Genomic DNA, 23,868 nt, shown 5'->3' with positions numbered 1-23,868 from the left:
GATGACCTACGAAGCCGAGATCAGCAGGCTCAACCCGGCCTGTTTCGTTTTCCTGATCGACCGTTCGACCTCGATGATGCAATCGATCGGCGGCGGTACCGAACCCAAGAAGGAGGTGGTCGCGGACGCGCTCAACCGGCTGCTGTACACGCTCGTCGGGCGGTGCGTCCGGGAGTCGGACGTGCATGACTTCTTCCACGTCGGGGTGATCGGTTACGGGAAGGGGGCGGGGCCCATCCTGGGCGGGCCGCTGGCCGGCTCCGAACTGGTGACCGCCAGCGAGCTGGCGCACAACCCCGCCAAGGTGAAGCGGCGGACCCGAGACGGCCTGGCGTCGGAGGCCCCGGTCTGGGTGGACGCGCTGGCCGACGGCCTGACGCCGATGACCGAGGCCCTCAACCGGGCCCACGACCTGCTCGAGGAGTGGGTGGACGAGCACCCCAAGAGCTTCCCGCCGATCGTCCTCAACCTGACCGACGGTGAGCCGACCGACGGCGACCCGGCGGAGGCGGGGCAGCGCGTGCGGGCGCTCCGGACGTCCGACGGCGCGGCGCTGCTGTTCAACCTGCACATCTCCTCCGTGCACCACGTCCCGGTGAGCTTTCCCGCCACCGGCGACGGCCTCACCGAGAGCGGCCGCAGGCTCTTCGCCATGTCCAGCCCGCTCCCGGACTCGATGCTCGCCTACGCCAAGGAGCTCGGGGTCTCCGCCGAGCCGGGCAGCCGCGGGTTCGTCTACAACGGCGAGATCGGCGACATCGTCCAGTTCCTCGACATCGGCACCCGCCTCCATGCCGCGCACGGGGGGAGCGAGCGGTGAAGGGCGAGGTGTCCGTACTCACGGTGCCCAAACGCGGCGACAAGGACACCGACAACAAGGACGCCTGCTGGCCCGTCCGCCACACCGGCGTGACCGGCCCCATCGTGCGGCTGGCCATGGCGGACGGCGTCGCGGAGGCGTCCCTCTCGGCGGACTGGGCGCGGGCCATCGTCACGGCCTTCGGAACGTGGGCCCCGGCCCGCGCGGTGCGGGAGCCGACGGCGTTCGGGCAGGTCCTCCGCCCGTTCACCGAGGGCTGGAACGCCTCGCTGCGCGGCTACGTCGAGCGTGAGGAGAGCCGCCGGGACCTGCCCTACTACGAGAAGGACAAGCTGCGCGAGGGGGCGGCGACCACCGTGCTGGCCGTCTACCTGCTGGACGACGGTTCCTGGCACGCCGCCGCGCTCGGGGACACCTGCGTCTTCCAGATCGACGACAAGTACCGGCGGCGGGCGGCGTTCCCGCTGGCCGATCCGGCGAGCTTCAACTCGACCCCCGGAATGATCAGAAGCTTGGACGACGACTGGGGGCGCGTGCTGGGGCGGAGCGAGGCCACGACCGGCCGGTGGGAGCGGGGCGAACGGTTCTTCCTGGCCAGCGACGCGCTCTCGCTCTGGCTGCTGAGGGAGGAGCGGGCCGGCCGGGACCCGTGGCGGCGCCTGGACGAGGCCGTGGACGCGGGCGCGGAGTCGCCGCCGCTCTTCCGGCAGTGGGCGGACGGCCAGCGCGAGACCCGCTCGATGAGGAACGACGACGTGAGCGTGATCCGGCTACTGCTGAGGTGAGGCGATGCACGGCAACCCGCTGCCGGCGGCGGAGGTCTACCACACGGCGGTCCTCAATCCCGCCCAGTGCTTCAGCGACCCCGACCTCCAGGCCGCCAAGGTGGAGCGGAACGGAATCCTGCTTCCCCAGGGCGGCGGCAACTTCAGCTCCGTGTTCCGGATGCGGTCCGCCGACGGCCGCCGGGCCTGGGCGGTCAAGTGCTACCACCGCCGCATCCCGGACCTGGCGGAGCGGTACGCCGCGATCGGCTCGGCGCTCGCCGCGGTGCCGGAGTTCTGGAAGGTCGGCTTCGACTTCCAGCCCGCCGGCGTGCTGGACCCCGCGACCCGGCTGTGGTGGCCGATCGTCAGGATGGACTGGGTCAACGGGCGCTCGCTCATTCCCTGGCTGGACCGCAACCACGCCTCCACCGAACGGGTCCGCGGTCTGGCGGCCGAGTTCGCCAAGGTCGTGGGCTCGATGGAGCGGAACCGGATCGCGCACGGCGACCTGCAGCACGGCAACGTCATCGTGGTGGCCGGCCAGCGCATCAAGCTGATCGACTACGACGGGATGTACGTCCCGGGGCTGCCGGAGCGGACGCACGAGGCCGGGATGCGGCACTACCAGGCGCCGACCCGGATCGATCAGGGGCATCTCGGCTCCGCGGGCGACCGGTTCTCGGCGCGGGTGATCTACACCAGCCTGCTGGCCGTCGCCGCCGCCCCCGACGTCTGGACGCGGCTGCACCGGCAGGGCGGAGAGCACCTGCTGTTCCAGGACACCGATTTCCGCGAGCCCGGGTCCTCGCAGGTCTTCCAGGCGCTGCTCGGGATGCCGGATCCGGTCGCGCGCGAGACGCGCCAGCTGATGCGCGACCTGGAGGCCGCCGATCCGGAGCTGATCCCGCCGATCGACGGCGCGGCCGCGATCGAGCTGGCCGCTTCCCGCCGGCTGCGGCCGAAGGTCTCGGGCCTGCCCGCCTGGCTCGCCGGTGAGCCGCAGGCGCCCGCCGCCATGACGGCCGAGCCGGAGCGGACCGCCCGTGACACCTCCCGGCCGCGCGCGGCCGATACCGAAGACCTCCCCTGGCTCCCGTCCAGGGCGGCGCGGACGTCGTCCTTCCCGCCGCCACCGGCTTCGCCGCCGCCGCCGTTGAAGTCGGAGCCGCTGACGCCGGAGCCGCAGCCGGCACGCCGCGCGTCGAGGCCGCCGGTGCCGGAGCCCGTGCCGTTCGGGAAGGCATGGGGGCCGCAAACGCCGCCCCGGCGGCAAACGCCAAAGCGCAAGTCGGCGCGTGTATCCGCCGCGGTTCCCGTCCCGGACGACAAGCCCGAGCCGCGGCGGTCGTCCGGCAACCGGGCGCTGATGAGCATCCTCCTGGTCGCGCTTGCCGTGGCCTTCGCCATAGCCGTCTACCTCTACCTGAACAACATGTGACAGGAGCGCACGCGTGACCGCAGAATCCATCGAACTCCCCGCGCTGTACTTCGGCCACGACGACGCCGAGAACGACATCACCGAGGGCGGCCTGCTGCGCGCGGGCTTCCTGCGGACGGCCGCCTACGAGGCGGCGCGCCGGTCGCGCAGGCGGCTGATCGTCGGACGGAAGGGGACCGGCAAGAGCGCGATCTGCCGCACCCTCGCCGCCGAGGAGAACCGGTCCCTGGTCACCGCGCTGGTGACCCCGGACGAGCTGTCGGCCGACGAGCTGCGCCGCTTCGAGCTGCAGGGCATCGCGGGGGAGCTGGCCAAGGCGCAGCTGTGGCGCTACGTGCTGGCCGTGCGGGTGGCGCAGTACCTCGTCGAGCACGCCGAGCAGATGCACGGCAAGCCGTCGGCCGCGGTCCGCGACCTGCGCGATTTCCTGGTGGCCAACGGCGAACTGGAGGAGAACCGGCCCAAGTTCTGGCAGATCGTGCGGCGGCTCAAGACCTCCCTCTCGCTGGAGGCGTTCGGCGTCAAGGTCGGCATGGACGCCGCCGGCGCGGACCAGGGCGCGCCGTCCGAGGGCATCCGCGCGGCCGGCCAGCTCGACCTGGTGGAGAAGCGGATCAGGCGCGTGATCGACGAGCTGGGCTGCCCGGCCGACCATCCGCGGCTGCTGATCATGGTGGACCAGGTGGAGGACGTGTGGTCCAACGACGGGGCCTCCGACAGCCTGGTCATCGGGCTGCTGCGGGCCGCCCGGAACGTCGCCCACGTGTTCCCCGGCGTGTCCTGCGTGGTGTTCCTGCGCAGCGACATCTACGACCTGCTCCAGTTCTCCGACAAGGACAAGTACCGCGGCACCGAGATGCGGCTGGACTGGACGCCCGCCCAGCTGCTGGATCTCGCGCTCACCCGGGCCCAGGCGTCGCTCGGCGAGCCGGTCGACGCCGACCGGCTGTGGGCCCGGATCTTCCCGGCGACGGTCGGCGGCGTCCCGATCGAGGAGTACATCGTCTCGCGCACGCTCCGGCGGCCCCGCGACATCATCCACCTGTGCAACCTGTGCTGCGATGTGGCCGAGCGGAACGGGCACGACCGGATCACCGCGGCGGACGTGGCGGAGGCGACCGCCCAGTACTCCAGGTGGAAGCTGGAGGACCTGGCGAACGAGTACCTGGTCAACTACCCGTTCCTCGGCTCGCTCTTCGGACTGTTCAAAGACGCCGGATACATGATCACCCGCGCCGCGTTCCACGAGCGGTGGGAGCGGGCCGCCGGCACCCTGGCCGAGTCCCTGCCGGGCCATTCCGGGTCCCTGTCGGCGGACGCGGTGCTCAACGTGCTCTACGAGATCGGCTTCCTGGGCGTCCGGCGCAACGACCGGATCCTCTACGCCTATGAGGAGAGCCGGATCGAGCTCAGCGACCACGAGTTCCACATCCATCCCGCCTTCCGCCACGCGCTGCGCGCCACCGGCGCGATCACGCCGCAGCCGCACGACGCGACCATGCAGGTGAACGTCGCGGCCGGGCGCGACGCGGTGAACATGCACGTGGAGCGCGGTTCGATGCAGACCAGGCTGGGGCGCTCCGCTCGGCGCGGCCTGGAGCGGCTGACCCTCGACCTCGACGACGCCCGGCTGCCCTACAGCGAGCGTGACGAGGTGTACGACGAGCTCAAGCGGATGTCCCGGCTGGTGCAGGAGGCGGCGAACGGTTACGCCACGGCCGACCTCATCGAGGTGGTGCTCCGGGTGGCCGACGACCTCCTCGCCATGTCCGAGCGGCTGGAGGCGGACGGGTTCACCGAGGCGGCGCGCGGCCGGTTCTACGTCCGGTCGATCGAGGACGTGGGCCGCCGGCTGCGCGCCGAGGCCCGCGGCACCAGCCGCCCGACCGGCTGACCGCCGTCAGGCGCCCTGGCAGGGCGGGGAGATCTGCGAGTCCGCGCCGGCGCAGGGGACGGAACCCGCCCGCTGGAGGAGCCTCCTGGCGGAGTCGCCGGCGAGGAAGGTCAGGAACGCCGCGGCCGGGCTGTTGTTCGGGGGCAGCCCGTAGGTGTAGAAGACCTCGGGTGCGACGAACGGGTAGCGGCCCTCCGCCGGGGCGGCGTCCGCCCTCCTGCCATCGATCGTGAGGATGCGCACGTTGGGGTGGCGGCGGGCGTCCGTGGCGACGTGCAGTTCGGCGTAGCCGATCGCGCCGGGGTTCTGGTCGACCGCGTCGAGCACCTGCCCCTGGCTGCTGCGTTCGCAGCGGATGACGCGGGCCGCGGCGCGGATCTCGTCCTTGCGGCGGCAGTCCCTGGACGACAGCTCCGGTTCGGGCTCGCCGAGCACCTGCTCCTCGAAGATCGTCCGGGTTCCCGAGCCCTCCGTCCTGCTCACCAGCCGGATCGGCACGTCGGCGCCGCCCCTGAACCGCTTCCAGTCGGTGGGGCCGCCGTCCCGGGCGTAGACGGAACGCAGCTCCCGGACCGAAAGGCCGGTCACGCCGGTGTCCTTGTGGACGACGACGGCGAACGCGACCAGCGCGACGGGGAAGCCCCGGAACCCCCACAGCCTGATCTCGTCGGAGTCGGGCTTGAGACGCCCGTCGTGCATCGCGATCGTCGATCCCGCGTTGCCCGCGGTGAGGGCACGCACTCCTTCGTTGGAGCCGATCGGCTTCACCTCGATCCGCGCGTCCTCGCACACGGCCTCGTAGCCGCGCCGGACGGCGTCGGCCGTCCGTGCGAAGGCGGTGGACCCGACCAGGCGGAGCGTGCCGCTGAAACAGGCGGCGTTCGCGGCGGAGCCGCCTCCGCCGGCCACCCCGCCCACCGCGACGCCGCAGGCGAACAGCAGCGCGGCGAGGGCTGCCGCCGACGACCGCCGCCCGCGCGGGTCCCACCATTTCCGGTGCCGCCGGGCGTCCACGGCCGGAGCGGGCCGACGGTTCTCGGCGGCGGCCAGGCGGTCGCGCAGCTCGTCCGTCTCGGCCTCGGCGGCGGCGAGCCGCCGCCGCAGTTCGGCCGCCTCGGCGCAGGCGAGCTCCAGGTCGTCGGGCGGGGCGACGTGCCGGAGCCGCTCGTACGCCTCGACCCAGCGCGCGACCTCCGTTTCCGGCAGCCCGCACGCCACCGCGAAGTAGCCGACCCTGACGCGCTCCCGGTCGCTGGTCGTGCGCCAGCGGTCCTTCTGGAGCATCGCGCTGATCGTGGCGTCGGGCAGCGTGCCCCACGAGCGTCTCTCGATCTCCGACTGCCTGGGCGAGCCCGCCCAGTCCCGAAGCCGTGCCAGCAGCCGGTAGAAGTCCCGGATGTCGCCGGCCGCCGACGGATCGGGCAGCCTGCGCCCGGCGCCGAACTCCGGCATGGTCCACGGCTCGAAGGCGACCGGATGCCTGGACGTCAGCCGCCGCCACGGGACCTTCGCCTGGAAGGTCTCGACCACCTTCGCCGGCTTGCCGTTCCGGTTCCGCTCGAACGCGGCGCGCAGGTCGTCCCCGCGCTCGTCCCACAGGGCCCGCTCGGCCTCGGCCCACCGGTCGCGCACCGCCGCCGCCTCGCCGCCGTCGACACCCGCCGCGGCCAGGCAGGCGCTGGCGACCTCCCACGACATCAGCTCGCCGTCCCCGGCCAGCAACGCCCGGACCGTCGCCTCCCGCAACCCCGTGTGCCGTGCCAGCGCGGCGGGCTCGCTCCCGTCCAGACGGGCGGCCAGCTCGCGGGTGAAGTCGGCCAGCCGGTCGAGATAGGAGTCCAACGCCCGCTCCGTCCGTCTCCCGCGTCCCCGTACAGGCGCCCACCCTGGCGGAACCCATCATGCGGCCCGGAACGGCGTGGCCTCGGTGAGTTGTCCGAAAGTTCGTGTTCCCGTGTTCGTCTGTACGTTCCGATGCCCGGTCCAAGACGCTTCCAGGGAAGGTGTCCGGCTTCCTGGAAGGCACCAGGAAGCCCTGGAGCCCACCAGGACGCCCGCCGATCGATCACCCGGTGCGGTATCGCGCGAGGCTGAGTCCATGAGCCGAGGACGCAGCCATTATTCCGCTTCGTACGCCGACCTGGCGATCGACCGGTTCCGGCACTGGCCCCTGCAGGCGTGCCGCGCCGACTGCCGGCCCGGCCGTGCGCTGGCCCTGGACGGCCTGCAGATCGTCCACTTCCATCAGGCGGACCTGGCCGAGGTCCTCCTCACGAGGCGGGTCGGCTGCCGCCTCACCGCGACCCTCGCCGGCTCCGGCCGCGTCGACATCCGCCAGGACGCCGACTGGGCCGAGGTCCACCTGGACACCGACGGCGACCTCTTCCTGCTGGAGTCGCTGGTCAGCCTCGCCATCCAGGCGAACGACCCGGCCCACCGGCCGCATCGCCGCGCCGCCGCGGACTGCCCCCACGCCAAACCGAAGCTCCGGCGGCGCCCGAGAGCGGCGGTCGTCAGGGGGGCGTGACACCCCCGGGTTGGACGGGGGCCGCCGGCTGCGGGTCGGCGTGCCGCGACAGGCGCAGGTCGAAGGCGTCCACCCCGTGGCCGGTCAGGTCGATCGTGCCGGTGACGGGCGCGTAGCCGCTGGCCACCAGGGTGTAGTCGGCCGCGGCGAGGTCGCCGAACCGGTAGCCCCCGTCGGCCCCGGTCACCGTGGCGGCGACGAGGTCGCCGCCGGAGTCCAGGACCGCGACGCGCACGCCCGGCAGCGGCCGCCCGGACGTGCCGCGCACCGTGCCGCTGACCGCCAGCCCGGGGTCGAGCGTGACCGTCCAGGAGCCGACGGCGCCCGGCGGCTCGCCCTGGAACGCCTTGGGACGGTACCCGGCCGCCCGCACGGCGAGGGTGTGGTCCGCCGCGTCCAGGCCGGGCAGGAAGAACGTGCCGTCCAGCCCGGTCGCGGCCGAGTGCGTCACCTCACCGGCGATGTTGACCGCGACCACCGTCGCCCCCGGCACGGGCTCCCCGGTCACCGCGTCGCGGACGGTGCCGCCGGCCCCCGCGGGCCCGGCGAGCCGCACGTCGGTGTCGACCGGGGCGCCGGCCACCTCGACCGGGACCGCCTCCGGCTGGAACCCGGCCGCCGAGCCGACCAGCAGGAACGCGCCGCTCCTGGCGGTGTCCAGGGCGTATCGGCCGTCCGCGCCGCTCACCCCGTGCGCGATCTGGCGGCCCGCCCCGTCGATGAGCGTCACCGCGGCGCCCGCGACGGGCCCCGATTCGCTCAGCACGGTGCCCCGGATCGGCGCCGAGACCGCGGCGGCGGGCGCCGCGGGGACGAGGTCCGCGGCGGCGGGCGCCGCGGGGGCGGCACGGCGGCCCGGAATGGCCAGGGCGACCAGGGCCGCGGCCACCGCCACTCCGGCGCCGATGAGGAACCCGGCGCGGAACCCGTTCTCGGACGGGACGGACACCGGGCCCACCTGCACGGTCATGTTCGCGAGGACGACGCCGATGACGGCGCTGGAGGTCGAGGTGCCGATCGAGCGCATGAGGGTGTTGAAGCCGTTGGCGGCGGCGGTCTCCGAGGCGGGCACCGCGCTCATGATCAGGGCGGGCATCGCCCCGTACGCGAAGGCCACACCGGCGCTGCAGACGCAGGAGAAGAGCAGGAGCCCCCACGCCTCGCCCATCAGCGGCAGCGCCGAGCCGTAGCCGGCGGCGATGATGAGCGCCCCGGTCAGCAGCGAGATCTTCGGCCCGGCGGCCGCCGAGAGCTTGGCGCCCAGCGGGGAGACGACCATCATCACCAGCCCGGCGGGGGCCATCCACAGGCCGGCGGCGAGCATCGACTGGCCCAGCCCGTAGCCGGTGGCCGCGGGCAGCTGGAGCAGCTGCGGGGAGAGCACCGACATCGCGTACATCGAGAAGCCGACGACGATCGAGGCCAGGTTGGTCATCAGGACCTGGCGCCGGGCGGTCGCGCGCAGGTCGACCAGGGGTTCGCGGACGCGCAGCTCCCAGACCCCCCACAGCAGCAGGATCAGCACGGCGGCCGCGAACAGGCCGAGCGTGGTGCGGCTCGCCCAGCCCCAGTCGCCGCCCTTGGACACCGCCAGCAGCAGGCACACCAGCCCGGCGGACAGTCCGGCCGCGCCGAGGTAATCGAAGCGGCCGCGGTCGCGAACCGGGGACTCGGGCACGGTCAGGAAGACCATGACGCCGATCAGCGCGGCGATGCCCGCCGTCCCCCAGAACAGCATGTGCCAGTCGGCGTTGTCGACGATCACGGCCGACAGCGGCAGCCCGAACGCGCCGCCCATGCCGAGCGAGGAGCTCATGAGCGCGATCGACGAGCCGAGGCGCTCGGGCGGCAGCACGTCGCGCATGATGCTGATGCCCAGCGGGATGATGCCCGCCGCGAGGCCCTGCAGCGCCCGTCCGACCACCATCGGGACCAGCGAATTCGCCATCGCGCCCACGACCGAGCCCACGACCAGCAGCAGGACGCAGCCCAGCAGCACGCGCCGCTTGCCGTACAGGTCGCCCATGCGTCCGACGACCGGGGTGGCGACGGCGCCCGCCAGCAGCGTGGCGGTGAGCACCCACGAGGCGTTGGCCGCGCTGGTGTCCAGCAGCCGCGGTAACTCGCCGATCAGCGGGACGACCAGGGTCTGCATCAGAGCGGCCGCGATGCCGGCGCAGGACAGGACGCCGACGATCGCCCCGGCCCGGGGTGCGGGGGACATGTTCTCTCCTTGCGAGCGCAGGATGTTCGGGAATGTCAGATGTGCACTCTACACACTTTATGCATGATGCACATATCGGACTTCCCGCTGGCCCGAGCCGGTTCGCGGGTCGCCGTCAGGCGATCCAGCCGCCGGCGCGCGCTTCGTCGAGTGCCTGTTCGGCCGCCCGGGTGTCGAGCATCTCCAGGCCACGGACCGCCCAGAAGCGCAACGACTCGTCCGTGCTCTCCAGCTGGTCGCGGAACACGCCCAGCGCCTTCGCGGAGCGCGCCTCAGCGATCAGCTCCAGCAGCCAGCAGCGCAGACTCGGATCGTCCAGTTCCGCCGTGAACTCTGCGATCAGCTCATCGACATACGCGTCGGCGTGCTCGCGCAGGAAGTCGAACCCGCTCTCCCGATCCCGCGGGTCGTTCTTCCGCATGAGCTGCATGGCCTGATCGAAACGCCGCCGCGACATACGCCGACTCTAGGCTGTGTTTCAAAGTCCCGGCCCAGGGGGCTCGCCTGGCGGCTCGCCCCCTGACCGGGCCTTGGCGAGCGCGACATCGCTTCGCGATCCGGCCGGTGAGGCTCGCCTTCGGCATCGCCCCACCGGCCAGGTAACGCGCTCGCGCGGGACCTGAGGCCACTTCGAGACAGGACCTAGGGCCTGTCGCCGACACGGACTCTTTTCCACAGGCTGGGGATTGCCCGGGGCGTGCTCAGCCGTCTTGGTCTTCGGGGGCGCCGTAGAGTGCGTTGACAAGCGGGTCGTCCACATCTCCCCACCAGGGCTCGGTCTCGGGCTTGCGGGGGGAGTCGCTGATCAGAGCGGGGTCGACGGCCTCCACCCAGGGCACCTCGCCGGAGTCCTCGGCCTCGAAGGGGTCCAGGTCGGCGATCATGGGGACGGGGACGGCCGCCTGCCGGTGCTTCACCGTCCAGGAGTTGCGGAAGAAGTCGAACCGCAGGTGGTAGCAGCCGGCGGACTCGGTGAAGAGGATCGGCGGGACGAGGAGGTCGACCACGCCGACGGTGGCCGCGACGTCGATGTAGTTCTCGGGGGAGCCGCCGCTGTTCCAGCAGGCGGCGAAGTTCACCGGCCTGAGCGACTTCTTCCCGAGGACGTGGATGAGGTTGCCCTGGACCACGAACCTGTCCGGATCGAGGACCACGTCCTCGCCGAGCATCAGGATCGGCGCGGGCATGATGTGCGCCTTCGCGAAGGTCTGGGTGCGCCCGTACAGATCGACGATGTCCTCGTTGCGGGTGGCGTCGAACTGCTCCTCCCGGTGGAACGGGCAGCACACGTCCTCGTCCACCTCCTCCGGCTCGGGGAAGAGGGCGGACTTGTCGAACGGGGAGACGGCCGAATCGCCGCGCTTCGCCGCGAGGAAGCCGGGGATCCAGTCGGTGCCGCCGGCCTCGATCACCTCCGAGTCGCACTGGTCGCGGAAGGCGGTGTCGCCGACCTTGCAGTTGAAATAGTCGAGGAGGGTGATCGCGGCGCACTCGGCGAGTGAGAGCGCGTCGCTTTTGGCGAACCAGAAGTCGTAGCCGTTGGCGATGAAGTCCACTCCGCGGAACCGCTTGTGGACGAACGGCTTGCGTGCGGCGTCGGGTGCGAGGCCGTTCCAGTGCGCGGCGGCGACCTGGTTGTAGTAGGCGTCGGCGTGGCGGGCGAGTTCGGGGGCGAAGACGCTCTCGCCGGTCAGGTAGCAGGCCTTGCTGAACAGCGCGCCGATCTCGGGATCGTGTGCGACCTGGGGGTCGGTGAAGATGAGTTCGGTGCGCAGGAAGACCTTGCGGCCCTCGAGGTAGGGCGCGCCCTCGTGCTCGTAGCGCTGGTCGAAGATCACGCAGGTGAAGGGCGCGATGTCGGTGAGCACGGCGCCGCCGGTGAGGTCGAGGGCGGGCGCGCCCTGGCCGCCGGTGAGGTAGAGCAGGACGGTGTAGCGGGAGACGTGCTTGCGCGCGGCGTCGTAGTAGGGCGTGTCGAGATGGCGATGGAAGTTGGCATCACCGGGCTCGAAGCGGTTGCACCGGAACACGGGGTTCACGTGCGAGAAGCCCTCGATCTGTGGCTCGGGCATCGCTTTGGCGACTGCTTGGGTGAGCGCTTCGGCGAGCAGTGCAGAGTGGAAGATGAAGCGGTCGCCGCCGCGCGAGCCGGCGTTGAGCGGCGGGACGTAGAGGTCCAGCGCGTCCAGGCGTTCGAGGCTTGCCCGGGCGGCGTCGGGCAGCAAGACCGAGAACGAGTAGGCGTCCTTCGAGACCTCTGCGCGCTCGGTCAGCTCGAACTCCAGCCCGGCGTCCGCGAACAGGTCGTCGAGCGGCAGGATGTTCTCGAACGTGCGGAACGACAGCTCCCGCGGATCGGCGAAGACGGCGGCCAGGTGCGGCGCGTCCTCGCTGGGCCGGGCGAACAGCTCGCGCACGCCTTCGTCGATGCGTTCGGCGTCCACGAAGCGCACCGCCTTGTGGCGCGCGGTCGGGTGCCAGGAGATCGCCAGCCCGTCGAGCGTCGCGACAGGTGCGGCGTCCGTCGCGTCGACCTCGGCACGGTACCGGGCGACCTCATCGCCAGGGGCCTGGCCGGTCGACAGGGCGAAGAAACGATCGCGGAGCTCGATATCTGAGGCTTTCATCCAAGAACCTCCGAGGAAACCCCGGCCTTGAGGCCGGGGAGGAATCGGACCCCTGCGAAGCAGTGCAGGGAAAGGAGATCCGCCCCGGGGGCGAATGCCCGTTGACCAGGCGCTGTCCAGTACGTTTTCGTCTCTGTGTTCGAGTGTGCACGCTACGCTCACCCCTGTGCCGCGTTACCGTCTGGACCCCACTCCTGAGCAGGAGCAGGCCCTGCTCTCGCATTGCGCGCACGCCCGGTACGTGTGGAACCTGGCCGTGGAGCAGCACGGTTTCTGGTCCCGCCGCCTGCGCGGGAGGGCACCGGGCTACCCGCCCCCGGTGCCCGGCCCCGGCGATGGGACCGTGGTCGGGGTGGACCGGGGCGTTGCCGTCAGTGCCGCCCTGTCGACCGGGGATCTGCTGAAGGTCCCCGGCCTCACTCCCGGGGAGGCGCGGCGCCTGGAGTTGCTGGCCCGCAAGCTGGGGCGTGCCCGGCGCGGCTCTGGCCGCCGCGCGCGGCTCAAGGCCGCGCTCGCCCGGCTCAAGGCCCGCGAGCGCGACCGCCGCAAGAACTGGGTGGAGCAGACCTCCACGAGGCTGGCCCGCGAGTTCGACGTGATCGGTGTCGAAGACCTCAACACCCGGGGCATGACCCGCTCCGCCAAGGGCACCCTCCAGCAGCCGGGACGCAACGTCGCCGCCAAGGCGGGGCTGAACCGGGGCATCCTGGCAAGCGGATGGGGCCTGCTGGTCGAGCGGCTGGAACATAAGGCCCCCGGCCGCGTGCACAGGATCGATCCCGCGTACACCTCGCAGCGCTGTTCGGCGTGCGGGACCACGGATCGGGAGGCGCGCGAGAGCCAAGCGCGTTTCCGGTGCCGGTCCTGCGGCCACGCGGGCAACGCCGATGTGAACGCGGCACGCAACATCGCCCACGAGGCCAGACTCGTGGGCACGGCGGCCGGACCGGCCGTCCCTGCGCGGGGACGCTCCGGGTTGCCGGGGCGGACGAACCGCGAACCTCAACCTGTCCCCCTCTCCTGAGGCCACGGGTTGGAATCCCCCTCGTTCACGAGGGGGAGGAGGTCAACCAGAGCACCGTATTGCGGGCGTCGGACATTCCGCCCGCCGTTGATCGAAAACAAGTGCAACCGGGGGACGGGCTTCGGGATAGAGGTGGGTGTCAGCACCCCCCGAGTCACGGAGGACGCATCCCATGGACGGACGCCCATGGCAATGGTGAGCCATGCCAGAGACCAGCTGGACGATCCGGGAATCGTCGCCGTCTCCCTGGACGCGCCGGAAGCGTTCGGTGAATTGTTCCGCCGCCACTCGCCGCGGCTCCACGCGTACATCAAACGGCGGCTCGGACCGGCCCTCGCCGACGACCTGGTCTCGGAGACGTTCACGATCGCGTTCCGGAAGCGGGAGCGGTTCGACGGGCGCGCGGAGTTCAGCGCGTGGTTGTGGGGCATCGCCAGCAACCTGATCGCCAAGCACCACCGCCAGGAGACCCGCATGTACCGGGCGTTCGCCCGGACCGGCGTGGACCCCGCCGAGGACGGCGTCGCCGAACGGGCCAGCGATCGCGCTTCGGCCGCCGCGCTCGGCCCCCGGCTGGCGAAGGCCCTGGCCGCGCTGAACGCGCAGGAGCGCAACGCGCTCCTGCTGCTGGCCTGGGGGGAGATGTCGTACGCGGAGATCGCGACGACGCTCGACCTGCCGCTCGGCACCGTCAAGGCCAAGATCCACCGGGCCCGGATCAAGCTTCGCAAGACCCTCCCCGAGGAGAAGACCGATGGATGAACTCGACGCGCTGCGGCAGATGCGCACGGCACTGGCCGAGGAGGAGCACCCCGACCGGATCGCGCTGCGCACCAACTGGCGGGCCGGCACCAGGGAACGCCCTCGGCGCGGTTTCCGGGTCCAGCTGGGCGGTTTCCGGATTCCGCTGGTGAGCATGGTGGCGACGGCCGCCGTCGTCACGAGCGCCGTCGCCGTCGTGACGCTGCGCTCGGACCCGGAGCCCGCTCCGCAGAACGGCAATGTGCTGCTGGTGGCCGCCACCAACGCGCAGAAGGCGCCGATCGGCAAGTACTGGCACGTCAAGAAGCGCAGCGGCGAGATCAAGGCGGTCGGCAAGAAGGCGTCGACCCACTACAGGGTCGATTCGAGGCAGGGGGGCGAGATCTGGGCGGAGCGGAACGGCAAAGCGATCCAGGCGCACCGAGAGTTCGCCGATGTTCCGGTCACCGCTGAGGACAAGCGAAGGTGGCAGGCGGCGGGTTCGCCCGAGAAGCCGCGGATCCCGGACCCGGACGATGCGAATGACTACGTGATGCTGGACATGACCCCCCGGGGCTCGCAAACTCCGCCGGCCTGGTACCCGTCCGATGACCGGTACTTCGGTCTGACGGCGGCGCAGATCGCCAAGCTGCCCACCGAACCGCGGGCGCTGGAAGAGGCGTTGCTGAATCTCGAAGGCGTCTGGCGAGCGGTCGCGACGAGCAACAAGCCGGAACCGCTCCGAGCCCTGCATGGCCAGGATCGCGTCCGGGCGCTGAGCGACGTGACCGTGACCCTGCTGTCCACGGCGCCCGCTCCGCCGGCGGTCCGGGCGGCGGTGTTCCGGATGCTCGCCGCCCAGCCCGGGGTCAAGGCCGAGGGCAAGGTGACCGACCCGATCGGCCGCACCGGAACGGCGGTTTCCCTGCCGCTGGAGACCACCATGCCGCTCGGCCTCTACACTGCTCCCAAGCAACTCGCCACTTACCGGCGCCAAATGATCATCGACCCCGATGCGGGCACGCTGCTGGCCATCCGGCATCTGGTGGACAAGCCGCCGCGCGGCAGGAAAAAGCTCCCCTCTGGGGACCTCGGCCAGACGCGCTGGCTGAAGGCCGAGAACATGCCCGACCGGTTCCACCGGCCCGGCGAGCTGGCCTCGTACGAGGTGTACGAGGTCACCGAATGGACCAACGCCGAGCCGCAACGCTGACCCGCGGTCACCCCGGACGCCGCCGTCGACGGCGGCGTCCGGGGTGAGACGCGCCTTCGTCGCGGTCCAAGGTTCACCTGGCATCAGAGGATGGAGAGCGAGTGCACCCATGACGGCTGCCACCGTGCTGACCGCGGCGACGCTTCTTCCCGTCTTCGCGCCAACGCCCGCCGTGCACGCGGACGACCTCGACATCGTGCCCGCCACCGGTGGTGCCGACCGTGCCATCACGGTGATCGGAGGCTGCCGGGCCGACGACCGCGAGGTGGTCATCGGCGGCGCGGCGAAGGGCACCGGCGAGGTGACCGACGGCTGGTTCAGCGTGCGGGCGTGGGTCGTCCGGGAACGGCCGGGCAGCTACCGGGTCAAGGCGCGCTGCTCGGGCTCCGGCTTCACCCAGGAGGGCCTCGTCAGCGTGGAGGCGCCTGAGTACGAGACCACCGAACCGCCAGGCTGGACGCGGACGGGCGCGCGGGAACGCGGCCCGGCGTGGAGCGCCACCGAACGGCGCGACCGGGCGCGTGGCGCGTGGAGCCGCGTCCTGGCATGGACGCTGATAGGTGTGGGAGTGCTGTTATGGGCCACCGTGATGCTCGTGCACCGCCGCGATGAGAACGCGGACACATGACCGCGTCCGATCAGCTCGCCGCATTCGGCCGACCGAAGGTCCGGGCGGTGGCCGTGACCGAGAGGCGGCCGCCGTTGCCGGAGTCGTGCAGTTCCGCCTGGCCGAGCCCGTCGCGCAGGGTGGCGGTCGCGACGGCCGGTCCGATCCGCACGGGCTGCAGGTAGCGCAGCGCGAGCGAGCTCAGCGTGTCGCCCGGCGCCAAGGACAGCAGGGCCTCCTCGATGACCAGCGCGATGAGCCCGCCGTTGACCGTGTTGGAGGCGTTGAGCCCGTCGTCGGAGCGGGGGAGCGCCGCCACGCCCGGCTCCCGGCGCTCGCAGCCGGCCCGTTCGGCCAGCGGGACGGAGAGCAGTTCCCGCGACGGCGGCGTGTCGATGCTGAGCTTGGCCGGCATCCGGACCGCCGGGTCCGGCGCGCACATGAACGAGCCGGCCGCGACCGCGATCGGCGTCCCCCGCTCGGAGCCGAACTCGACGCCCGCGACGAAGATCGAACGACCGGCCTTGATCGTCCTGGCCACCCCGAGCACCTGCCCGGAAGCGGGTGCCGGACCGTACAGATGCACGTCGAGTTCGATGGTGACCGGCACCCGCGGTGCCAGCGCGTCCGCTGCCAGCAGCCCGGCAAGGGTGTCGGCCCAGGTCGCGAGGATGGACGTCCGCAGACGCGAGGTGCCCGGCACATGCATCTGCGGGGTGACGGTGGCCGCGGAGTGCAGTTCCGCACCGACCCGCCGGACCGTGTGACCGAGTTCCCTGAGGATGTGCGGCCGGTCCTCCCGTTCGGTCCCGACACTCATCACAACGCCCCCTCGCTCCGAGACTAATACTTGCATTTAACGAGAAGCATATTCTCGCACAGTGGCCGTCGGGGTCGACATCCGCGAACGGCCTGCACGGTTACGCGGTGTATATGGGGGGACTACTGCCAGGTCGGCGAGACAAGGAGGAACGACATGGCCGAAGATCCCCAGGTCGTCACGCGTGAGCAGTGGCTCACCGCGCGGCGCGAGCTGCTCGCGCGGGAGAAGGAGCTGAGCCGGCACCGCGACGAGGTCAGCGCCGCCCGGCGCGCGCTGCCGATGGTCGAGATCACCAAGGACTACTCGTTCGAAGGTCCGCATGGAACGGTCGGACTGCCGGACCTGTTCGACGGGCGCGGCCAGCTGCTGATCTACCACTTCATGTTCGGCCCGGACGACGACGAGGGCTGCCCGAGCTGCTCGTTCACGATGGACAACGTGGGGCACCTCAGCCACCTGCACGCCCGCGACACCTCGTTCGCGCTCGTGTCGCGGGCGCCGCTGGACAAGCTCGAGCGCTACCGGCGGCGGATGGGTTGGACCCTCCCGTGGTACTCGTCGCACGGGAGCGACTTCAACTACGACTTCCATGTCACCATCGACGCGTCGGTCGCGCCGGTCGAATACAACTACAAGGACCAGGCCGAGCTGGAGCGGGACGACCCCGCCTGGAAGGGATGGTCCGGCGAGCAACCGGGGATGAGCGCCTTCCTGCGCCGCGGCGACCGCGTCTTCCACACCTACTCCGGCTACGCCCGCGGCATCGACCCGCTCATGGGGACGTACAACTGGCTCGACCTCACCGCCCGCGGGCGTCAAGAAGACTGGGAGCGAGAGCCCCGCCGCGGAGACGACCCCGCCATGGGCTGGCTGAACCGCCACGACCAATACGAACCCGAGGCGCTCGCCGGGCGCGCGAACCGCTGACGGAGGCGGCGCGGGACGGTCAGAGGTCGCTCAGCAGGGGCCGCGAGTCTTCGGATGTCGCCGGGGACGAAGCGGTCTGTCGGCGGGCTGCTCTACCGTGAGGGCACATGAGTGATCACGGCTCCCCGCTCCACGATGAGAACGTTCTGGTCATTCCCGACGCATGGCGGAAGGAACTGATCCCCCGGCGCGGAGGGATCGCTCCAGTACCCGGGGCCGTCCCGGACGAGGAGTCGTGCGCCGAGGTGCGCGAGAGCCTGGAGGCGGCTCGCCCGCTCATCCGGGAGGTGCTCGAGCACCGGGCTTCTCACAAGGAAGTCGCGGAGGCGGGCCTGGCCTACCTGCGCGGTGAGGCGACCCCGTTGGGGGCCGCGGTGGTCGCACGGGTCGAGGCGGTGGCGCGGGGGGAGTCGCGGTTCGCCACCGACCCCGCCTGGGCCGACTTCCTGGCCGCCGAGCACGGCCTGGCCTTCGCCGCGTGCGCGTTCGCCGAGATCGACGGGATCTGGGTCTGGGGCCAGGATCTGGGCGGCGGGATGAAAGAGCGGCCGCGTTACGTGGAGGGCCGGGGCTGGGACACCGATTTCGCGTACTGGGCGGAGGATCCCGCGGGCGGGCGGATGCGGGCGCTGCTGGCGGCGGCGGACGACAACGTCCACGCGGAGGCGGTGCGTGCGCTCGCCGGGCACCGACGGGAGCCGCTGCAGCGAGTGGTGGTGTCGTTCCTGGTGCCGGACCGCACGGACTGGGTGGACGAGTGCTGCGCGGAGCCTCCGGAGCGCCAGAGTTGGGGGTACACCTCGCACGGCGCCAAGCTGCTGTGGTGTTCGCTCGGCACCGCCGAGCAGGTCGAGAAGCTCGGTGACTGGGCCGTCCTGGAAAAAGGCGAGTGGTTTCCCAGCGTCGTGTTCACCCTGGTCGACGGGCTGGGGGAGGCCGCCGCCCCGGTGCTGGCTCGCTCCCTCGACGGGGAGGCCGAGCCGCCGGACCGGCGGCGGATCGTGGACGCCCTGGCGCGGATCCCGGGCGACGAGGCGTTCCGGGTCATGGGCGGTTGCCTCGACAAGGTGAACGTCCTGCCTGCGATGGAGGCGATGGTCGAGCGGTTCCCGGTGCGGGCGCTGCGGGTCCTGCCGGAGCTGGCCTCGGGGACCTCCAAGCGAGCGGCGCTGGCGGCGGGGCTGCTCAGGGTGCATCTGGCGGCGCGGCCCGACCTCGTCGCGGCGACGATGCCGGAGTTGGACGAGGAGGCCAGGGCGGCGATCGAGGCCGTCCAGGCGGCCGTCGTGCCCGAGGCGTCCGAGGAGCAGGTGCCCAAGGCCCTGCGCAAGGGTGGGAAGAAGGGGGCGCCGGCCTGGGCGCGTCCGGCGGCGATGCCGCAGGTTCTGCTGCGCGGACGGGAGCACGCCCTGCCCGCGGCGGCGACCGGCCACCTGATCGAGGCGTTGAGCAAGGCGAGCCCGGGGCGGGCACCGGCGCAGGCTCTCCGGGAGGCGATGGACGCGCTCGACCCTGGGACACTGGCCGAGTTCGGCTGGAACCTGTTCGAACGCTGGCGAATGTCCGGTGAGTCGACCCGGATCGCCTGGGCACAGACGCAGCTGTGCTGGACCGGCGACGACGAGATCGCACGGCGGCTCGGCGGGATGGCGCGCTCCTGGCCCGGCCAGGACGGGATCAAGCTGCCGCTGAAGGCGCTGGAGGTCCTGGCCGGGATAGGCACGGATGTGGCGGTCATGCAGTTGCACCTGGTCGCCGAGAAGGCCCGTCCGAAGCGGCTCAAGAAGAAGGCGGGCCAGCTTCTGGTGCAGGTGGCCGATGACCGCGGGCTGACGATGGACCAGCTCGGCGACCGGATCGTCCCGGACTTCGGCCTGGACGCCGACGGCGGTATGACGCTCGACTACGGACCCCGGCGGTTCAGGGTCGGTTTCGACGAGCAGCTGAAGCCGGTGGTGTTCGACGACAAGGGCACGCTCCGCAAGACACTGCCCAAGCCGGGTGCCAAGGACGACGCGGAGCTGGCACCGGCGGCGCATCGCGCGTTCACCGGGTTGAAGAAGGACGTCCGCACCGTCGCCGCCGACCAGATCCGGCGGATGGAGCGGGCCATGACCGAGCAGCGCCGGTGGAGCACCGACGACTTCCGGCGGCTGTTCGTCGGGCACCCGCTGCTGTGGCACATCGTCAGGCGCGTCGTCTGGTTGCACGACGGCACCGCGTTCCGCGTCGCCGAGGACCGCACGTTCGCCGACGTCGACGACAAGGCGGTGCCCCTGGAGGCAGGCGAGGTCCAGATCGCCCACCCGGTGCACCTGGGGGAGAGTGTCGCGGCGTGGAGCGAGGTCTTCGCCGACTATGAGATCGTGCAGCCCTTCCCGCAACTCGGCAGGCCCGTCGACGCGTTCACCGACGAGGAACGGGCGGGCGCCCGGCTCGACCGCGTCCGCGACGTCGTGGTCGGTGTCGGCAAGGTGCTGGGACTCGAACGCCAGGGCTGGGAGCGCGGTGCACCGCAGGACGCGGGCATCCAGCACTGCCTGACCTGGGCCGTGGCGGGCCGCATGGTCGTGCTGGACGTGAGCCCCGGTTTCCCGGTCATGGCTCCGGGCGAGTGGCCGGAACAGACGCTCGGGACGGTCTCGATCGCCGAGTCCGAGTTGGCCGCCGAACGCGGCGAGTCGAAGGCGACCTTCGGCGAACTGGACGGCGTCCAGGCCGCCGAGCTGCTCCTGACGCTGCGCACGCTCGCCGACTCGGCGCTGTGACCACGCGCGTTCGCCTTCATCGGATGGAGTGCGAGTCCTGGATGCGGCCGCCGAGACGGCCGCGTGCCGATTCCAGAAGCTGCGGGGTGGCGACGAGCACCCAGCGCGTCCCGATCAGGTACGTGCCGCCGTACATCGCGGAGTACCGCAGGTAATCCCACTGGCCCTTGTCGCTGTCGAAGGTGTTGATGACGTACTTGCCCGACGGGGTCGCGCAGACCGCCTGCCGGTAGTCGGACGGCTTGCCGCGCATCTGCGGGGTGCAGCCCATTCGGGTGGCGAGACCGCGGATCCCGGCTTCGGCCGACGGAGCGACGAAGGCGCTTGGGGACGCCGCCGCGCGGGAAGGCGCGCTCTTCGCCCCGGACGTCCCGTCCGAACAGCCGGCGGCGAACATCAGCAGGCCGCCTCCCACCAACGCGGCAAGGACGCGGACGGGCGGGGTCACCGGGCACAGGATCTTCATTGTCGTACCTCGACACGGGATCGGGTGGCCACATCTTCTACGGCGTGTCGAATGTCGGTACGTGCGTGCGGCCGGCGGCGGTTCACCCGCGCCGGTGCTCAGGCGGGGCGGTGGCGGCCGACGCCCGGCAGGAACCGGCCCACCGCGGCCGCGTAGCGATGGTAGTCCTCGCCGTGGACGCGCCGCAGGTAGGGCTCCTCGACCGCGCGGACCTGCGCCTCGATCGCCGCGACCGTGAGGACCGCGCCGGAGATGGAGACGACGTTGGGCACCATGGCGGCCAGGCCCGCGGCGGTGAGCATCATCGCGGTGAAGATGGGGTTGCGGGCCAGCGCGAAGGCCCCGGTGGTGACGAGGGCGGTGCGCTCGTTCTCGTCGACGCCGATACGCCAGGAGGCGCCCATCGACATCTGCGCGGCCAACGTGGCGGCCACCCCCAGCAGCGCCAGCACCAGCCCGGCGCCGCGCACGATCGAGCCGTCCAGCGGGCCGAGCGGTCGAAGACCGGCCAGGTCGGCGATGGGTCCCGCGGCGCCGATGAGCAGCGCGGCGATGAACGCGATGCGGGCCCACCACTGCACGCTGCCCGGGGCCAGTCCGGCGCCGCGGAAGCCGGCGTCGCCGGTGCGGCGCCACTGCACAAGGCTGCGCAGCCCGAAGGCCAGCAGGGCCCAGACGAGGTAGATGATCAGTGCGGCCGGGGCCATGACATCCTCCAGAAGCGTCGGATCGAGGGGAAGCAGGGCAGTCCGTCACCAGTTCGTCTCGTCGCAACCTTCATGGCTGGCGGGCTCGACCTGGAGGGTCGCGTGGGCGATGGCGTGGCGCTCGCGCAGCAGGTCGCGGGCGCGGTCGAGGACGGCGTGGGAGTCGGCCTGGTCGGCGGTGACCAGGTGGGCGGTGGCCACGTGCATGCCCGAGGTCAACGTCCACAGGTGCAGGTCGTGCACGTCCCGGACCCCGTCGAGGTCGGCCAGCTCGCCGGCCACCCGCCGGCTGTCGAGCCCTTCGGGCGCGTGCTGGCCGAGCACCGCCAGCACCTGCCGTCCCAGCGCCACGGCGCGGACCACCACGAACGCCGCGATGGCGAGCGCGGTGACGGTGTCGAAGATCGTCTCGTCGGTGATCGCGATCAGCACACCGGCCACGATCACCCCGACCGATCCGGCGGTGTCGGCCATCACCTCCAGGTAGGCGCCCTTGACGTTCAGGCTCTCGTCGGCGCCCGCCCGCAGCAGCAGCAGCGCGGCCAGGTTGGCCACCAGTCCCAGCGCGCCCACGACCAGCATCGGACCGGTGGAGATCTCGGCCCCTTCGCCGATCCGGGCCAAGGCCTCGATGGTGATGTAGACGGCCGTGCCCAGCATGACCAGCACCGCGAAGCCGGAGGCGAACACCTCGGCGCGGTAGGAGCCGTAGGTGCGGCGGCCGGTGGTGTCCGGGCGGGTCGCGATCTTGGTGGCGGCCAGCGCGGCGGCCAGCGTCACCACATCGGCCGCCATGTGCCCGGCGTCCGACAGCAGCGCCAGCGACCCGGAGATCAGCCCGTAGACCAGCTCCACCACGAAGAACGACCCGATGATGACGAAGGACGCCCCCAGCCGCCAGCGGTGGCGCCCGCCGGCGTGCCCGTCGGCCTTACCGCCGCCGTGCCCGTGGCCGTGCCCGTGGCCGTGCCCGTGGCCGTGCCCATGCCCGACGCCCATCAGACGCGCCGCTTCGTCTGCTCATCTGCATAACTGTTCATACATCAACTCTGTCGGGCGGCCGATGAACTGTCAACCCCCGGGGGGTACTGCGGCCGGGTTCTGTCGGCACCGCCGATTAGCATCGCCCCATGACCGCCCTGTCCCAGCTGCGCAAGGCCGCACTCGCCCTCCCGGAGGTCGAGGAGGGCACGCACTTCGGCATGGTCGCGTTCTCGGTGCGCGGCAAGGGGTTCGCCTCGGTGGCCAAGGACGGCCAGGTGCGGCTCCGCCTGCCGGACGCCGAGGTCGAGGCCGCGGAATCAGCGCACCCGAGCGGCGAGCGGATCGTCCGGAAGGGCACGCTCATCGGCTTCGGGGTGCCGTTGGCCGACATCAACGGCAAAGACCTCAACGCCTTGGTCAGAGCGGCCTGGTTCTGCCGCGCTCCCAAGCGCCTGGCGGCGGAGCTCGCCGCCGCCGACGCGGGAACCAGGCCGGCGGACTGCGACCTGCCGGCCGCCATCGGCAGGCCGGCCACGAACGCCCTCCTCGGAGCAGGGATCACCACTCTCGCTCAGGTCGCCGCCCGCACGGAGGGCGAACTGCTCGCCCTGCACGGAGTCGGCCCCAAGGCCGTGCACATCCTGGCCGAGTCACTGGCCCAGAAGGGAATCCCGCTGCGCTGACGGCGAGTCGATCTAGGCCTTGGTGTAGATCAGCGCCTGGAAGGTCTTGGCGTCGACCTGGCCGGTCGGGGACAGGCGGTGGGCTTGCTGGAAGCGCAGCACCTTCTGCCGGGTGGCCTTGCCGAACTTGCCATCGACCACCAGCATGCCGTTGTACTTCCACTTGTTGAGCAGAACCTGCAGCCCCTTGATGCAGTCGTTCCTCTGCTTGTAGACCATGGGTTTGCGGTCACGGTACAGGCCGTACCAGGTGAGGGCCCCCACGTTGCCGTCCGCCTCCGACTCCGACGCGTTCATGTGAGTGACCTGGAACCTCTGGACCGACTTCACGGTCTTATCGCCGAAGTGTCCCGGTGGTTTCTTCACGACGAAGCAGTCCTCGCAGTTGAGCATCCATTGCAGTGCGAGAACCTCGTTCCCCTTGGCCCCTTGCCGCAACACCTTGTAAGGGCCGTAGCCCTGGTAGTAGATCTCGGTGTCGGCTGCGGCCGGTATCGCCACCGCCGTACCTCCCGCGGCGATTCCGGCCGCCGCCAGTCCCGCGATCACGGCCCGGTTGATATTCATTCGCCCCTCCTTTTGGATTCGGCGGAGATCTGGAGGGAATATCGGGGCCACGCGCCACTAT

The 23,868-nt window shown here is 71.5% G+C and carries 21 protein-coding genes; 12 read left to right on the top strand and 9 right to left on the bottom strand.

Annotated features, from left to right (window positions below):
* Window position 1: 1 nt before the first annotated feature.
* Genes ABD340_RS25960 through ABD340_RS25945 form a run of 4 tightly spaced genes read left to right on the top strand, consistent with a single transcriptional unit; the run spans window position 2 to window position 4,919 of the window.
* The gene (locus ABD340_RS25960; protein WP_344592319.1) at window positions 2-820 is read left to right on the top strand and encodes a vWA domain-containing protein; all 819 of its coding nucleotides are present in this window, start codon (window positions 2-4) and stop codon (window positions 818-820) included.
* Window positions 817-1,605, top strand: a complete 789-nt coding sequence (locus tag ABD340_RS25955; protein ID WP_344592318.1) for a protein phosphatase 2C domain-containing protein — start codon at window positions 817-819, stop codon at window positions 1,603-1,605. Before ABD340_RS25960 ends, ABD340_RS25955 begins: the two co-directional genes overlap by 4 nt.
* Window positions 1,606-1,609: 4 nt before the next feature.
* Window positions 1,610-3,025 (top strand): protein kinase domain-containing protein, encoded by a 1,416-nt coding sequence (locus tag ABD340_RS25950; protein WP_344592317.1) that lies wholly within the window; start codon window positions 1,610-1,612, stop codon window positions 3,023-3,025.
* A 13-nt stretch (window positions 3,026-3,038) separates the two neighbouring features.
* Window positions 3,039-4,919, top strand: a complete 1,881-nt coding sequence (locus ABD340_RS25945; protein WP_344592315.1) for a P-loop ATPase, Sll1717 family — start codon at window positions 3,039-3,041, stop codon at window positions 4,917-4,919.
* A gap of 6 nt (window positions 4,920-4,925) precedes the next feature.
* On the opposite strand, the gene ABD340_RS25940 is transcribed toward ABD340_RS25945, so the two are convergent.
* Window positions 4,926-6,761: a substrate-binding domain-containing protein gene (locus ABD340_RS25940; RefSeq protein WP_344592314.1), complete on the bottom strand. Its 1,836-nt coding sequence runs from the start codon at window positions 6,759-6,761 to the stop codon at window positions 4,926-4,928.
* Window positions 6,762-7,017: 256 nt separating this feature from the next.
* Between ABD340_RS25940 and ABD340_RS25935 the strand changes: the two genes are divergently transcribed.
* Window positions 7,018-7,446: a luciferase domain-containing protein gene (locus ABD340_RS25935; protein WP_344592313.1), complete on the top strand. Its 429-nt coding sequence runs from the start codon at window positions 7,018-7,020 to the stop codon at window positions 7,444-7,446.
* Here ABD340_RS25935 and ABD340_RS25930 read toward each other — a convergent pair.
* The 3 genes from ABD340_RS25930 to ABD340_RS25920 form a co-directional block, all read right to left on the bottom strand.
* Window positions 7,433-9,670, bottom strand: a complete 2,238-nt coding sequence (locus tag ABD340_RS25930) for an MFS transporter (protein ID WP_344592312.1) — start codon at window positions 9,668-9,670, stop codon at window positions 7,433-7,435. The genes ABD340_RS25935 and ABD340_RS25930 overlap by 14 nt on opposite strands.
* Before the next feature lie 115 nt (window positions 9,671-9,785).
* Window positions 9,786-10,127 (bottom strand): HEAT repeat domain-containing protein, encoded by a 342-nt coding sequence (locus ABD340_RS25925; RefSeq protein WP_344592311.1) that lies wholly within the window; start codon window positions 10,125-10,127, stop codon window positions 9,786-9,788.
* 244 nt (window positions 10,128-10,371) lie between these two features.
* On the bottom strand, window positions 10,372-12,297 hold the full coding sequence (locus ABD340_RS25920; RefSeq protein WP_344592310.1) for a hypothetical protein: 1,926 nt from the start codon (window positions 12,295-12,297) through the stop codon (window positions 10,372-10,374).
* A gap of 166 nt (window positions 12,298-12,463) precedes the next feature.
* Here ABD340_RS25920 and ABD340_RS25915 point away from each other — a divergent pair, with 166 nt between their 5' ends.
* The 4 genes from ABD340_RS25915 (at window position 12,464) to ABD340_RS25900 (ending at window position 15,903) form a co-directional block, all read left to right on the top strand.
* Window positions 12,464-13,321: an RNA-guided endonuclease TnpB family protein gene (locus ABD340_RS25915; protein ID WP_344592309.1), complete on the top strand. Its 858-nt coding sequence runs from the start codon at window positions 12,464-12,466 to the stop codon at window positions 13,319-13,321.
* A 186-nt stretch (window positions 13,322-13,507) separates the two neighbouring features.
* Window positions 13,508-14,083: an RNA polymerase sigma factor gene (locus ABD340_RS25910; RefSeq protein WP_344592308.1), complete on the top strand. Its 576-nt coding sequence runs from the start codon at window positions 13,508-13,510 to the stop codon at window positions 14,081-14,083.
* On the top strand, window positions 14,076-15,275 hold the full coding sequence (locus ABD340_RS25905) for a CU044_5270 family protein (RefSeq protein WP_344592306.1): 1,200 nt from the start codon (window positions 14,076-14,078) through the stop codon (window positions 15,273-15,275). Before ABD340_RS25910 ends, ABD340_RS25905 begins: the two co-directional genes overlap by 8 nt.
* A 109-nt stretch (window positions 15,276-15,384) precedes the next feature.
* A complete protein-coding gene (locus ABD340_RS25900) occupies window positions 15,385-15,903 on the top strand; it encodes a hypothetical protein (RefSeq protein ID WP_344592305.1) in 519 nt (172 codons plus the stop codon).
* Between the two features lie 10 nt (window positions 15,904-15,913).
* Here ABD340_RS25900 and ABD340_RS25895 read toward each other — a convergent pair whose 3' ends face one another.
* A complete protein-coding gene (locus tag ABD340_RS25895; RefSeq protein WP_344592303.1) occupies window positions 15,914-16,702 on the bottom strand; it encodes a PaaI family thioesterase in 789 nt (262 codons plus the stop codon).
* 156 nt (window positions 16,703-16,858) lie between these two features.
* Between ABD340_RS25895 and ABD340_RS25890 the strand changes: the two genes are divergently transcribed.
* The gene (locus ABD340_RS25890; protein ID WP_344592302.1) at window positions 16,859-17,632 is read left to right on the top strand and encodes a DUF899 domain-containing protein; all 774 of its coding nucleotides are present in this window, start codon (window positions 16,859-16,861) and stop codon (window positions 17,630-17,632) included.
* Window positions 17,633-17,739: 107 nt separating this feature from the next.
* A complete protein-coding gene (locus tag ABD340_RS25885; protein WP_344592300.1) occupies window positions 17,740-20,400 on the top strand; it encodes a DUF4132 domain-containing protein in 2,661 nt (886 codons plus the stop codon).
* A gap of 16 nt (window positions 20,401-20,416) precedes the next feature.
* Here the strand turns inward: ABD340_RS25885 and ABD340_RS25880 are convergent, their stop codons facing one another.
* From ABD340_RS25880 to ABD340_RS25870, 3 genes are all read right to left on the bottom strand, one after another.
* The gene (locus ABD340_RS25880; protein ID WP_344592299.1) at window positions 20,417-20,866 is read right to left on the bottom strand and encodes a hypothetical protein; all 450 of its coding nucleotides are present in this window, start codon (window positions 20,864-20,866) and stop codon (window positions 20,417-20,419) included.
* A 98-nt stretch (window positions 20,867-20,964) separates the two neighbouring features.
* Window positions 20,965-21,573 (bottom strand): methyltransferase family protein, encoded by a 609-nt coding sequence (locus ABD340_RS25875; protein WP_344592297.1) that lies wholly within the window; start codon window positions 21,571-21,573, stop codon window positions 20,965-20,967.
* 45 nt (window positions 21,574-21,618) lie between these two features.
* Window positions 21,619-22,572: a cation diffusion facilitator family transporter gene (locus ABD340_RS25870; protein WP_344592295.1), complete on the bottom strand. Its 954-nt coding sequence runs from the start codon at window positions 22,570-22,572 to the stop codon at window positions 21,619-21,621.
* A 131-nt stretch (window positions 22,573-22,703) separates the two neighbouring features.
* Between ABD340_RS25870 and ABD340_RS25865 the strand changes: the two genes are divergently transcribed.
* The gene (locus ABD340_RS25865) at window positions 22,704-23,240 is read left to right on the top strand and encodes an MmcQ/YjbR family DNA-binding protein (protein ID WP_344592294.1); all 537 of its coding nucleotides are present in this window, start codon (window positions 22,704-22,706) and stop codon (window positions 23,238-23,240) included.
* A gap of 12 nt (window positions 23,241-23,252) precedes the next feature.
* Here the strand turns inward: ABD340_RS25865 and ABD340_RS25860 are convergent, their stop codons facing one another.
* The gene (locus ABD340_RS25860; RefSeq protein WP_344592293.1) at window positions 23,253-23,807 is read right to left on the bottom strand and encodes a peptidoglycan-binding domain-containing protein; all 555 of its coding nucleotides are present in this window, start codon (window positions 23,805-23,807) and stop codon (window positions 23,253-23,255) included.
* Between the last annotated feature and the right edge of the window lie 61 nt (window positions 23,808-23,868).

The sequence above is a fragment of the Actinomadura vinacea genome, assembly GCF_039532545.1.
In the GTDB taxonomy this organism is placed as follows: domain Bacteria; phylum Actinomycetota; class Actinomycetes; order Streptosporangiales; family Streptosporangiaceae; genus Spirillospora; species Spirillospora vinacea.
The sequence above is the reverse complement of the archived record's forward strand: the minus strand, read 5'-3'. Positions and strand labels throughout refer to the sequence as shown.

Excerpts from the sequence above, each read along its gene's own strand:
- ABD340_RS25960 (WP_344592319.1), top strand. The coding sequence starts at position 2 with ATGACCTACGAAGCCGAGATCAGCAGGCTCAACCCGGCCTGTTTCGTT.
- ABD340_RS25950 (WP_344592317.1), top strand. The coding sequence starts at position 1,610 with ATGCACGGCAACCCGCTGCCGGCGGCGGAGGTCTACCACACGGCGGTC.
- ABD340_RS25935 (WP_344592313.1), top strand. The coding sequence starts at position 7,018 with ATGAGCCGAGGACGCAGCCATTATTCCGCTTCGTACGCCGACCTGGCG.
- ABD340_RS25930 (WP_344592312.1), bottom strand. The coding sequence starts at position 9,670 with ATGTCCCCCGCACCCCGGGCCGGGGCGATCGTCGGCGTCCTGTCCTGC.
- ABD340_RS25925 (WP_344592311.1), bottom strand. The coding sequence starts at position 10,127 with ATGTCGCGGCGGCGTTTCGATCAGGCCATGCAGCTCATGCGGAAGAAC.
- ABD340_RS25920 (WP_344592310.1), bottom strand. The coding sequence starts at position 12,297 with ATGAAAGCCTCAGATATCGAGCTCCGCGATCGTTTCTTCGCCCTGTCG.
- ABD340_RS25910 (WP_344592308.1), top strand. The coding sequence starts at position 13,508 with ATGGCAATGGTGAGCCATGCCAGAGACCAGCTGGACGATCCGGGAATC.
- ABD340_RS25905 (WP_344592306.1), top strand. The coding sequence starts at position 14,076 with ATGGATGAACTCGACGCGCTGCGGCAGATGCGCACGGCACTGGCCGAG.
- ABD340_RS25900 (WP_344592305.1), top strand. The coding sequence starts at position 15,385 with ATGACGGCTGCCACCGTGCTGACCGCGGCGACGCTTCTTCCCGTCTTC.
- ABD340_RS25895 (WP_344592303.1), bottom strand. The coding sequence starts at position 16,702 with ATGAGTGTCGGGACCGAACGGGAGGACCGGCCGCACATCCTCAGGGAA.
- ABD340_RS25890 (WP_344592302.1), top strand. The coding sequence starts at position 16,859 with ATGGCCGAAGATCCCCAGGTCGTCACGCGTGAGCAGTGGCTCACCGCG.
- ABD340_RS25885 (WP_344592300.1), top strand. The coding sequence starts at position 17,740 with ATGAGTGATCACGGCTCCCCGCTCCACGATGAGAACGTTCTGGTCATT.
- ABD340_RS25880 (WP_344592299.1), bottom strand. The coding sequence starts at position 20,866 with ATGAAGATCCTGTGCCCGGTGACCCCGCCCGTCCGCGTCCTTGCCGCG.
- ABD340_RS25875 (WP_344592297.1), bottom strand. The coding sequence starts at position 21,573 with ATGGCCCCGGCCGCACTGATCATCTACCTCGTCTGGGCCCTGCTGGCC.
- ABD340_RS25870 (WP_344592295.1), bottom strand. The coding sequence starts at position 22,572 with ATGGGCGTCGGGCATGGGCACGGCCACGGGCACGGCCACGGGCACGGC.
- ABD340_RS25865 (WP_344592294.1), top strand. The coding sequence starts at position 22,704 with ATGACCGCCCTGTCCCAGCTGCGCAAGGCCGCACTCGCCCTCCCGGAG.
- ABD340_RS25860 (WP_344592293.1), bottom strand. The coding sequence starts at position 23,807 with ATGAATATCAACCGGGCCGTGATCGCGGGACTGGCGGCGGCCGGAATC.